General features: G+C 72.8%; 9 protein-coding genes. All 9 read left to right on the top strand.

Annotated elements, in window-relative coordinates:
* On the top strand, window positions 1–1,490 hold a 1,490-nt coding region (gene mltA / locus KV106_RS37490), incomplete at its 5' end, for a murein transglycosylase A (RefSeq protein ID WP_261217138.1).
* 52 nt (window positions 1,491–1,542) lie between these two features.
* Window positions 1,543–2,292 carry a hypothetical protein gene (locus KV106_RS37485; protein ID WP_057596830.1) on the top strand — a complete coding sequence of 250 codons (750 nt, stop codon included), beginning with the start codon at window positions 1,543–1,545 and terminating at the stop codon, window positions 2,290–2,292.
* A gap of 27 nt (window positions 2,293–2,319) precedes the next feature.
* Entirely contained in the window at window positions 2,320–3,465 is a 1,146-nt protein-coding gene (locus KV106_RS37480) for a hypothetical protein (RefSeq protein ID WP_261217135.1), read from the top strand.
* Window positions 3,462–5,501: a caspase family protein gene (locus KV106_RS37475; RefSeq protein ID WP_261217133.1), complete on the top strand. Its 2,040-nt coding sequence runs from the start codon at window positions 3,462–3,464 to the stop codon at window positions 5,499–5,501. Before KV106_RS37480 ends, KV106_RS37475 begins: the two co-directional genes overlap by 4 nt.
* A 25-nt stretch (window positions 5,502–5,526) precedes the next feature.
* A complete protein-coding gene (locus KV106_RS37470; protein ID WP_057596833.1) occupies window positions 5,527–6,090 on the top strand; it encodes a type VI secretion system tube protein Hcp in 564 nt (187 codons plus the stop codon).
* Entirely contained in the window at window positions 6,087–6,956 is an 870-nt protein-coding gene (locus KV106_RS37465) for a type VI secretion system accessory protein TagJ (RefSeq protein WP_261217131.1), read from the top strand. The genes KV106_RS37470 and KV106_RS37465 overlap by 4 nt, the downstream gene beginning before the upstream one ends.
* Window positions 6,949–7,464, top strand: coding sequence for a type VI secretion system baseplate subunit TssE (gene tssE / locus KV106_RS37460; RefSeq protein WP_057596835.1), 516 nt, complete (start codon window positions 6,949–6,951; stop codon window positions 7,462–7,464). The genes KV106_RS37465 and tssE overlap by 8 nt, the downstream gene beginning before the upstream one ends.
* Window positions 7,465–7,466: 2 nt before the next feature.
* A complete protein-coding gene (gene tssF / locus KV106_RS37455; protein WP_261217128.1) occupies window positions 7,467–9,362 on the top strand; it encodes a type VI secretion system baseplate subunit TssF in 1,896 nt (631 codons plus the stop codon).
* Window positions 9,363–9,388: 26 nt separating this feature from the next.
* On the top strand, window positions 9,389–10,441 hold the full coding sequence (gene tssG / locus KV106_RS37450) for a type VI secretion system baseplate subunit TssG (protein ID WP_261217127.1): 1,053 nt from the start codon (window positions 9,389–9,391) through the stop codon (window positions 10,439–10,441).
* Window positions 10,442–10,459 lie beyond the last annotated feature (18 nt).

Raw genomic sequence — 10,459 nt, 5'->3', positions numbered from 1 at the left:
CCGCCGCCCCGGCCCCCGCCCCCAGCACCGACACGGCCGCCGCGGCACCGGCGCCCGCGCCGGCACCGCGCCCGCCCGCCAGCGGCAGCGTGGCCGGCCAGGCGCGCACCTTCTCGACCCAGCTCGCGACCTACACCGCGGTCGGCTTCGACGCGGTGCCGGGCTGGACCCGCGACGACTTCGCCGAGACCTGGCCCGCCTTCCTCGGCAGCTGCAAGGTGCTCAACGGCCGCGGCACCGAATGGAAGTCGGTCTGCGACCGCGCGACCAAGGTCGACGGCAAGAGCAATCCCTCGATCCGCAACTTCTTCGAGACCGAGTTCTCGGTCTACCAGATCCGCGACGACGACCGCCGCCCCGACGGCGTGGTCACCGGCTACTTCGAGCCCGAGATCCAGGGCAGCCGCAGCTACGCGCCGCCCTTCATCTACCCGGTGTACGGCCAGCCCGAGGACATGCTGTTCGCCGACGCGCGCAAGCTGCCCGCGGGCGACGGCACCGTGGCCGCGCGCGTGCAGGGCCGCAACGTGGTGGTGCAGACCGGCCTGAGCACGCGCGACATGGGCGCGCCGGGCCTCTACGCGCTCGACCTCTCGGGCATCGTGCGCGACACGCTCGACCGCAAGGTGCGCCTGCGCATCGAGGGCAAGCAGCTGCTGCCCTACTACACCCGCGAGGAGATCGAGACCAAGGGCGCGCCCAACGCCAAGGTGCTGGCCTTCGTCTCGAGCGCCACCGCGCTCTACGAGATGCAGATCCAGGGCTCGGGCCGCATCCGCCTGGCCAGCGGCGAGATGATCCGCGTCGCCTACGCCGAGCAGAACGGCCAGCCGTTCCGGCCCACGCTGGCGCAGGCCGCCAACGGCAAGCCGCGCAGCCCGGTCAAGGTGCGCGGCTCGTCGATCGAGCTCGACCTCGACGACGGCGACGACGACGATTCGGGCAACGTCTCGACCACCATCCGCACGCGCGGCTTCACGCTGGCGCGGCCCGCCGCGAGCGGCGCGGTGGTGGTGCCCGGGCGGCGCGCGGCCGGCCCGGTGGCCGGCACCGGCATCAAGGACCCGAGCTACGTGTTCTTCAAGGAGGCGGCCACGCCCGGCGGCCCGGTGGGCGCCTTCGGCGTGCCGCTGTCGGCCGGCCGCTCGATCGCAGTCGATCCGCGCAGCACGCCGCTGGGCTATCCGGTGTTCGTCTCGACGCGCACGCCCGGCAGCGGCGCGCCGATGCAGCGCCTGACCATCGCCCAGGACACCGGCGGCGCGATCCGCGGCGCGGTGCGGGCCGATTATTTCTTCGGCAACGGCCAGCAGGCCGCGACCAACGCGCGCCGCATGAAGGAACGCGGCCAGCTCTGGATCCTGCTGCCGCGCGGTCTGGCGGTGGCGAGCGCCGCGGCGTCCTCGGCGATCCGCACGCGCGGTGGGCCGGTGGGCGCCGGCCTCGCGCAATGCCTGGTGCCGACCGAGGGCGTCTGCGAGGACGACTGAGGAGACGACAGCGTGAATGCCGCCACGAGGCCCGGCCCCGGCCGTTGAATCCATGCAGGAAACGCTGTCGTCCGAGGAAAGCGGCGAACTCGTGCGCCTGTGGCGCCGGCGCCAGACGCTCACGTCGAACGACATGGGCCGCATGTACCGCATCGTCGGCGACGCGCTGGTGGCCTGCAATCCGCCCGAGCTGCAGGTGCTCGGCGAAGGGCGCCAGGAACTGGTGGCGCAATTCATCTACGTCAAGGTGCTGCGGCTCGATGCCGATCCCGACGAGGCCGAGGAGCGCGCGGGCCACAGCGCCCCCTCGACCGCCTTCGCGCTGTGCGCGTACTTCCGCCGCTACCTGATCGACTGCACGCGCTCGGCCGCCTTCAAGCGCAAGCTGTCGATCGGCGACCAGATCACCGAGGCCCAGCTCGAGGACGAACTGGGCGCCGACGAGGACCTCGAGGGCTGCCTGGCCGAGCACGGCCTCAGCAGCCTCGCGGTGCAGCAGGCGGCGCGCGCCTTCATCGCCGAGCTGCCCGAGCCCGAGCGCATCCTGCTGTGCGAGGGCTTCGGCAAGGAGGCCGAGGGCGGCCTGTCGGGCATCGCCTCGCGCCATGCCATCGCCTCCTACCACTACCGCGCGGGCCGGCTCGGCCTGGTGCACAAGCGCGAGGGCCTGACCGCCGACTACGCCAGGACCCGGCTCGGCGGCTGGATCCAGGGCACCCTGGGCATCGCCATCGAGGCCGACAACATGGCGGCGATCCTGCAGGTTTTCAAAATCCTGGGCGCTGAAGCGTCTTATGCCTGAAGACATAGCCATTCAGGAACAGACGCCATGACCACCCATCTCTGGCCACCGCTCAGCGCGATCCGCAGCGCCTTCGAAACCGGGCCCGGCGCGGCCGCGGCCTTCGCGCCCGAGACGCCCGGGCTCGCGACCGTCGCCATGCCCGGCACGCGCGCCGCGGCACCCGAAGCGGCCGCGCCGCCGCCGGTGGACCTGCTGCTGCCGCTGGCCGAGCTCGCGCGCCGCCGCGAGGCCGTGGCGCAGCGCAGCTTCGGCGCGCGCTGGGCGCCGGGCCGGCTGGTCAGCGTGGTGCACGAGGGCCGGCTGCTCGGCGTGCTGCTCGACCGTTGCATCCACGGCGAACTCTGGCAGGGCTGGATGGCGGCCGGCGAGGCCGACTGGGCCTCGGCCTTCGACGTGCTGCTCGAGCCCGACGACGAACCCTTCGAGCCGGCCTTCGGCCTGATCCAGGCCTGGAACGTGCTGACGCTCGAGCCGAGCCCGCAACTCGCCGCGCGCGTGCTCGGCGAGGTCTCGGCCACGCGGCTCGCCGCCATCCGCGCGGTGCACGACGAGTGGGCCGCGCAGGCCGCGCCCGCCATCGCGCCCGAGCCCGGCCGCATCGCGCTGCGCACCGTGGGCGGCGTGTTCGCCGTGCTGTCGGGCACGCCGCTGGGCCCGAAGGATCCGCGCGTCGACTACCAGTCGCTGTACCGCGACGCGGCGTCGCAGCTCGGTGCGGCCTGGCTGCCGGCCGCGCGCAACGCATCGGGCCCGGCCGCCGCGCCGCGCGCGCGGCCCCAGCCCGGCCCCGAGGGCGGCTGGTGGGGCAGCGTACGGCGCTGGCTCGGCGCCGACGGCTGGATGCGGCCCGCGTTCGCGGTGCTGGCCCTGTGCGTGGTGGTGCAGAACGTGGGCCTGTTCGGCGGCCACGAGGCGCAGGACGAGGTGCGCTTCCGCTCGGTGCCCACGGCCCCGGTCGCGGCCGCCGCCGATCTCACGGTGCGCTGGAAGGACGGCGTGCGCGTGGACGAGGCCGACCGGCTGCTGCAGGCGATCTCGGCCGACGTGGTCGGCGGCCCCGGCAGCAACGGCGTGTGGCGGCTGCGCGTGCCCGACGTGGAGAAGAGCCTGCAGGTGCTGGCGGCCTCGCCGCTGGTCGAGGCGGCGGGACGGGCGTCGGAGCGGCCATGAGCCCTGTCGCGCGGCGGTCGATGGCGACGCGGGAGGCCTGGCTTTCGTGGCTCCTGCTGCTCGCGCTCGCCTGCCTCGCCCCGCGCGCCTTCGCCACCCAGCGCGCGCTGCTGGTGGGTGTCTCCGAACTCGTCAACCAGCCGCAGTCGCTGTGGCTGCAGGCGCCGCGCAACGACGTGGCGCTGATGCGCGACGCACTGCTCCGGCAGGGCTTCGGCGCGGGCGACATCACGACCCTGGCCGACGGCGTGAGCGGCGCCGCGCTGCCCGAGTCGCAGGCCATCCATGACGCGCTGTCGCGGCTGCTCGCGCAGTCGCGCAGCGGCGACTTCGTGCTGCTCTATTTCTCGGGCCACGGCACGCGCTGGCGCGATGCCACCAAGCGCTACCAGGAGCCCGACGGGCTGGCCGAGAACTTCCTCGCGCGCGACGTGCGCGGCGCCGTCGGCGTCGACAGCGCGCTCGCGGGCGGCGTGCGCGACGTCGACTTCGACGGCTGGGTGCAGGCCTTCCTCGCGCGCGGCGTGTTCGTCTGGTCGGTGTTCGACACCTGCGCCGCCACCTCGATGACGCGCAACGCCGGCGCCGCCGTGCCCGCGGTCGCCGAAGGCCCGGCCGACGACGAGGTGCGCTGGCGCGGCCTGCGCGCGGGCCAGCTGCGCGCCGCGCCGGCGGCCGTGCCGCCTGCCGCCCCGGCCGCGCCGCCGGTGGCCGAGCGCGTGGCGCGTGCGCGCTACGTCGCCTTCTTCGCTTCCGAGAGCCACCAGATCACGCCCGAGCTGCGGCTGCCGCGCCAGGGCCGCAACGCGCGGCCGCAGGGCCTGCTGACCTGGGCCGTGGCCGGCGCGCTCGAACGCCGACCCGCCACCTGGCGCGAGCTGTTCGACGGCGTGCTCGCGCTCTACCCGCCGGTGATCGACGAACTGGCGCAGCGCTTCCCGACCCGCGAGCTGCCCTCGCCGGTGGCCGAGGGCAACCTCGACGCGCCGCTGTTCGCCAACAGCGCCGGTGCCGTCTCCACCTTGCCGGCCTGGCGCGCGCAGCGCAGCGGCGACAGCCTGGTGCTGCAGGCCGGCCTGGTCGACGGCCTGCAACCGCAACAGGAACTGCGCATCAACGCCACGCTCGAGGACGGCACCGTGCGCAGCGCACCGGCACGGGTGCCGCAGGTCGATAGCGACAGCGCGCGCCTTCCCGTGCCCGCGGCGCTGCGCGAACTCTCGGGCGGCGCGCTGTGGAGCGCCTCGCCGCTGGCCGCGCCGGCCGCGTTCGCGTTGCGCGTGCGCGGCAACGAGCGTGGCCTGCCGCAGCGGCTGAGCCTCGACTATCCGGCCTCCGTGCTCGCGCTCGGCGCGGGCGACACCGCGGCGGCCGATGTGCGCTGGACCGACCTCGGCGCCGCCGGCCAGCGCATCGAGGTGCTGTCGGGCGCGCTCGGTGCCGGCACCCAGCTGCTCGCCGACGTGGCCGCCGCGCGGCGCCGCATCGAGACGCTGGCGCGCCTGAAATGGTGGAACCAGCTGCTGGCGATGAGCCAGGCCAGTGCCTCGCCGATCGAGGGCTTCGAGGCCGTGTTCGAGGTCTGGCGCGGCGACCGCCTGCTGCGCAGCGAACCCGCGCAGCGCGCCGCCGCCGGCCAACTGCTGCCGCTGCGCGAAGGCGAGCGCGCGGCGCTGCAGGTGCGCAATGCCAGCGGGGCCTCGGTCGACATGGTGGTGGTGGGCATCGATGGCCAGGGCGGCTTGCGTCCCGTCTATCCGGACGACCCCGGCGAGACCAACCGCTTCGAGCGCGGCACGCGCGAAGCGCCCGCGGCCAAGCGCTTCGAGCTGCCGTGGCTGGAGGCGCCCGGCGGCCGGTTGCTGGTGCTCGCCACCGCGGCCAGCCCCTACACCACGCCGCGGCTGTTCGGTGCCGCGCCGCTCGAAGCCGCGCTGCCCGAGGTGCGGGTGCGCGGCCAACTGGCCCCCGACAAGGCGCGGCAGACCTATGCCGCGATGGTGCGCTGGACGGGCGAGGGCCCGTCCGCGCGATGACTGTTTCTGTTCTCAGGAGATCGACATGAGCTGGACATACGACGGAAGACTGGACCCCGATGAGGCGCTGCGCCTGCTCGATCACCTCTCGGGCGAATCGGGCAACGACTTCGCGATGATGATCGAGAGCAAGGGCTCGCCCATCGAGGGCGAATCCCAGCGCACCTACGAGGACGGCAAGCAGCGCATGGAGATCGGCGGCTACTCGTACAAGACCGACGTGATCGTTCCGCCGGGCTCGAGCAAGGGCAAGCTGCGCAACTATCCCTTCATCGTCATCCGCGACTGCGATGCCGCCACCGCGTCGATCGCGAGCCTGCTGAAGAACCAGGACGCGGACCTCAAGGTCACGGTGTCGGTCTTCAAGGCCGGCGGCGACAGCTCGAAGGACCAGCAGTCGCACCTGGAGTTCGTGATGGAGGGCGCGCGCGTGCACTGCCACGCCATCGTCACCGGCGGCATGCCCAAGCGGCCCTGCGACATCATCTTCTTCAGCTACCGCAAGCTCGAGATCCGCTCGGCGCCGCAGCAAAAGAGCGGCGCGCGCGGCGCGGTGCGCACCTGCACCTTCGTCGAGGCGGCAGCATGAGCGCCGCCGCCGAACTCCTCAAGGGGGCCGATCCGGCGGCCGCCCTCAAGGCGCTCAGCGACGACGTGCGCGCCAGGCCCGCCGACAGCAAGCCGCGCGTCTTCATGGCCCAGCTGCTGTGCGTGCTGGGCCAGTGGGAGCGCGCGCTCAACCAGCTGACGGTCGCGGCCGAGCTCGATGCGCTCGCCGTTCCGATGAAGCAGGTGTACGGCGAGGCCGTGCGCTGCGAAGGCCTGCGCGCCGAGGTGTTCGCCGGCACGCGCACGCCCATGATCTTCGGCCAGCCCGATGAATGGCTGGCGCTGCTCATCGAGTCGCTGCTGCGGCAGGGACGCGGCGAGTTCGAGCTGGCCGAAGACCTGCGCCAGCGCGCCTTCGAGGCGGCGCCGGCCATCGGCGGCAGCATCGACGGCGTGCCCTTCGAGTGGCTGGCCGACGCCGACATGCGGCTGGGCCCGGTGCTCGAGGCCTTCGTCAACGGCAAGTACTACTGGATTCCCTATGCACGGCTCGCGCGCGTGAAGATCGAGCCACCCGAGGACCTGCGCGACTGCGTGTGGATGCCCGCGCACCTGGACTTCGAGAACGGCGGCCAGACGCTGGCGCTGATCCCCACGCGCTACGAGGGCAGCGAGAAGTGCGAGGACGGCGAGCTGCAGCTCGCGCGCAAGACGGCGTGGCGGGAACTGCGTCCCGAGGTCTGGGCCGGTCACGGCCAGCGCGTGCTCGGCAGCGACCAGGGCGAATACGCGATCATGGACGTGCGCGAGATCGTCTTCGCGTCGCGGCCCGCCGAGGCCGAGGCCGAGGCCGGGGACGAGACGGACGACGGCGCGGCGACGGCGCAGGGCCGCGACGGTGGCTGAGCTCGGCGCGCAGGAGCGGCTGCAGCCCTCGCTGCTCGACCGGCTCGTCGACAACGCGCCCGACGAGAAGCGCGAGGGCGACGAGAAGCGCACGCTGACCAAGCAGGCGTTGCGCGCGGCCGTGCTGCGCGACCTGAGCTGGCTGTTCAACGCGACCGGCTACGGGCTCGCGATGGACGATCGCCAGTACCCGAACGCCGCGCGCTCCGTCGTCAACTACGGATTGCCTATGCTGTCTGGCCAGTTCACCTCGTCGGTTCAGCGTGTCAGCATGGAACAGGCTTTGAAGAACGCAATCCTGCAGTTCGAGCCTCGCATCTTGTCACGCACCCTCGAAGTGGAACTGGTCATGGAAGGCCCCGCCCTGGACTCGCACAACAGCATCGGCCTGCAGATCCGCGGCATGCTGTGGGCGCAGCCCGTGCCGCTGGAGTTCCTCATGCGCAGCCGGGTCGACCTGGAGGAAGGACGCATCGAGATCGAGGACATGGCGCACCCGCAAAAGTAGTCATGGATCCACGGCTGTTGAACCTGTACGAGCAGGAACTGCGCTACTTCCGCGAAAGCTCGTCCGAGTTCGCCCGTGCCTTCCCGAAGATCGCGCACCGCCTCGGCATCGAGGGCCAGGAGGTCGCCGATCCCTACGTCGAGCGCCTGATCGAGGCCACGGCCTTCCTCTCGGCGCGCGTCAACCTCAAGCTCGATGCCGAGTACCCGCGCTTCACCGGGCATCTGCTCGACATCGTCTATCCGCAATTCCTCGCGCCCACGCCGGCCATGGCGGTGGTCGCGTTCTCGCACGATCCCGACGATGCCAACCTCGCCACCGGTCCGACACTGCCGCGCGGCGCGGGCCTGCGCGCTCGCCATGCGGTGGGCCAGAACACCTATTGCGAGTTCCGCACCGCCGGCGCGATGCGCCTGTGGCCGCTCGAGGTGCAGCGAGCCCAGTACTTCACCTACGCGCCCGACCTGCCGCTGACGACGCATGCGCAGGCGCGCGCGATCCGCGGCGGCCTGCGCCTGGTGCTGCGCACCACCGCGGGCCTGAACTTCAGCCAGATCGCGCTCGACGAGCTGGTGCTGCACCTGGGCGGCGCCGAGGACGTGGCCTGGCAGTTGCAGGAATGCGCGCTGGGCCAGCCCCTCGGCGTGATGGTGCGGCCGCTGGGCGCCGGCGGCGCGCTGCAGGGCGAGGCGCGCAGCCTGCCGCCGAGCGCCATCGGCATGGTCGGCTTCGAGGACGACGAGGCGCTGCTGCCGGTCACGGCCACGGGCTTCTCGGGCTTCCGGCTGCTGCAGGAGTACTTCGCCTTTCCGCAGCGCTTCCAGTTCCTCAAGATCGCGGGCCTGCAGTCGGTGCTGCCCTCGATGCCGGTGACGCAGGTCGAGATCGTGCTGCTGTTCTCGCGCGGCGACGCCGCGCTCGAGAAGCTCGTGAGCGCCGAGAACCTGCAGCTGCACTGCGTGCCGGCCATCAACCTGTTTCACAAGCGGCTCGACCGCGTGCCGCTCGGCGAGGGCGTGAGCCAGTTCCACCTGGTGCCCGACCGCACGCGACCGCAGGACTTCGAGGTGCATACCGTGACCGAGGTGATCGGCCACGGCGCGCCGGGCGCCGACCGGGGCGCGGCCACCGAGCAGCCGTTCCGCCCCTTCTATTCGGCCTTCCACGGCACGCGCCACAGCCATCCGGCCTACTACACGACCACGCGCGAGCCGCGCATGCTGTCGGTGCGCCAGCGCACCGAGGGCAATCGCAGCAGCCACATCGGCTCCGAGGTCTACATGCAGATCGTCGATCCGCAGCAGGCGCCGTACGCGGCCAGCCTGCGCCAGCTCGCGGTGTCGGCGCTGTGCACCAACCGCGACCTGCCGCTGCTGCTGCCGATGGGCCGCGACAACGACTTCGACTGCGTCGACTCCTTCCCCGCGCAGCGCGTGCGCATGGTGCGCGGGCCCTCGCGGCCGGTGTCGCCGGTGGTGAGCCAGGGGCTGGGCTGGCGCGTGCTCGACCACCTCGCGCTCAATTACCTGTCGATCTCCGACAGCACGCCGCAGCAGGGCGCGGCCGCCCTGCGCGAGACGCTGATGCTCTATGCCTCGCATGCCGACGAGATGCGCCAGGGCCAGGTGCGCGGGCTGCTGTCGGTCACGAGCAAGCCGGTGGCGCGCCGCCTGCCGATGAAGGGACCGATCGCTTTCGGGCGCGGTCTCGAGGTCACGCTCGAGGTCGACAAGGACGCCTTCCACGGCCACAGCGTGTTCCTGTTCGGCGCCGTGCTCGCGCGCTACCTGGCGCGCCACGTCGAGGTCAACCATTTCGTCGAGACCGTGGTGCGCATCGCGGGCAAGGGCGAGAACATGCGCTGGAGGCCGCTGTGCGGGACGCGCCAGATCCTCTAGCCGCGCCCGCGGCGCCCGAGGGAACGGTGGCCGCGCGTGTGGATGCCGCGCTGCGCCAGTGGTCCGACCAGCCCTGGGCCTACGACTACTTCGCGGTGCTGCGCCGGCTCGAGTCGGCCGCCGCGACCACGCCGCGCTGGGGCCGCGCGCTGCTGCCGAGCGCCGAGCCGGTGCGCGTGGGCCAGGAGCCCTCGCTGTCGTTCGCGCCCGCCGCCTTCAGCCGCTTCGAGCCGGCCGGCGCGCATTCACCGCCGCGGCTGCGCCAGCATTTCTTCGCCTACATCGGCCCCAACGGGCCGCTGCCGGTGCACCTGAGCGACTTCATCCGCGAGCGCAGCCTGAACCATGGCGACCCGACCTGGCTCGCCTTCCTCGACAGCTTCCTGCACCGCTTCTCGCTGCATTTCTACCGCGCCTGGGCGCAGGCGCGGCCCGCGGTCGCGCTCGACCGGCCGGGCGAGGACCGCTTCCGGCTGCAGATCGGCGCGCTGGTGGGCATCGGCACGCCGGGGCGCATCGGGCGCGACGAGATCCACGACGACGCGCGGCTGCACTTCTCGGGCTGGCTCGCGCGCCGCGTGCACAGCGCCGAGGGCGTGGAGTCGGTGCTGTGCAGCTACTTCGGCGTGCCGGTGAAGCTCGAGCGCTGGGTCGGCCACTGGATGAGCCTGCCCGATGCCGAACTCACGCGGCTGGGCCGCGGCGAGAGCTCGCGCGCGATGGGCCTGGGCGCGATGCTCGGCACCCGCGCCTGGGACCGCCAGCACCGCGTGCGCCTGCATGTCGGGCCGCTCGACCTCGCGCGCTACCGCATGTTCCTGCCGATCGGCGATGCGCAGCCGGTGCTGCAGCGCTGGATGCTGCAGCTGCTGGGCGGCGAGCTCGAGTGGGACGCCGAACTGGTGCTGCGCAAGGAGCAGGTGCCGCCCACGCGGCTCGGCCAGCAGCGCGGCAACGCACCGCGGCTGGGCTGGATCTCGTGGCTCGGCGAGCGGCCGCGCTCGCGCGACGCGAGCGACGTGCGCATCGCGAGCCGGCCTGGCGGCGAGGCGCATCCGCGCGCGCCGGCTTTTCAATAAAAAACCCTTTCGTTCGTC

Origin of the sequence: Variovorax endophyticus (assembly GCF_025376855.1) — a bacterium.
GTDB lineage: Bacteria > Pseudomonadota > Gammaproteobacteria > Burkholderiales > Burkholderiaceae_C > Variovorax.
Note: the sequence above shows the minus strand (reverse complement) of the source record. Positions and strands in the feature narration are given on the sequence as shown.

What these genes read in the sequence shown, in the direction of transcription:
- KV106_RS37465 (WP_261217131.1), top strand. Translation starts at nt 6,087, where the DNA reads ATGAGCGCCGCCGCCGAACTCCTCAAGGGGGCCGATCCGGCGGCCGCC.
- KV106_RS37470 (WP_057596833.1), top strand. Translation starts at nt 5,527, where the DNA reads ATGAGCTGGACATACGACGGAAGACTGGACCCCGATGAGGCGCTGCGC.
- KV106_RS37475 (WP_261217133.1), top strand. Translation starts at nt 3,462, where the DNA reads ATGAGCCCTGTCGCGCGGCGGTCGATGGCGACGCGGGAGGCCTGGCTT.
- KV106_RS37480 (WP_261217135.1), top strand. Translation starts at nt 2,320, where the DNA reads ATGACCACCCATCTCTGGCCACCGCTCAGCGCGATCCGCAGCGCCTTC.
- tssF (WP_261217128.1), top strand. Translation starts at nt 7,467, where the DNA reads ATGGATCCACGGCTGTTGAACCTGTACGAGCAGGAACTGCGCTACTTC.
- KV106_RS37485 (WP_057596830.1), top strand. Translation starts at nt 1,543, where the DNA reads ATGCAGGAAACGCTGTCGTCCGAGGAAAGCGGCGAACTCGTGCGCCTG.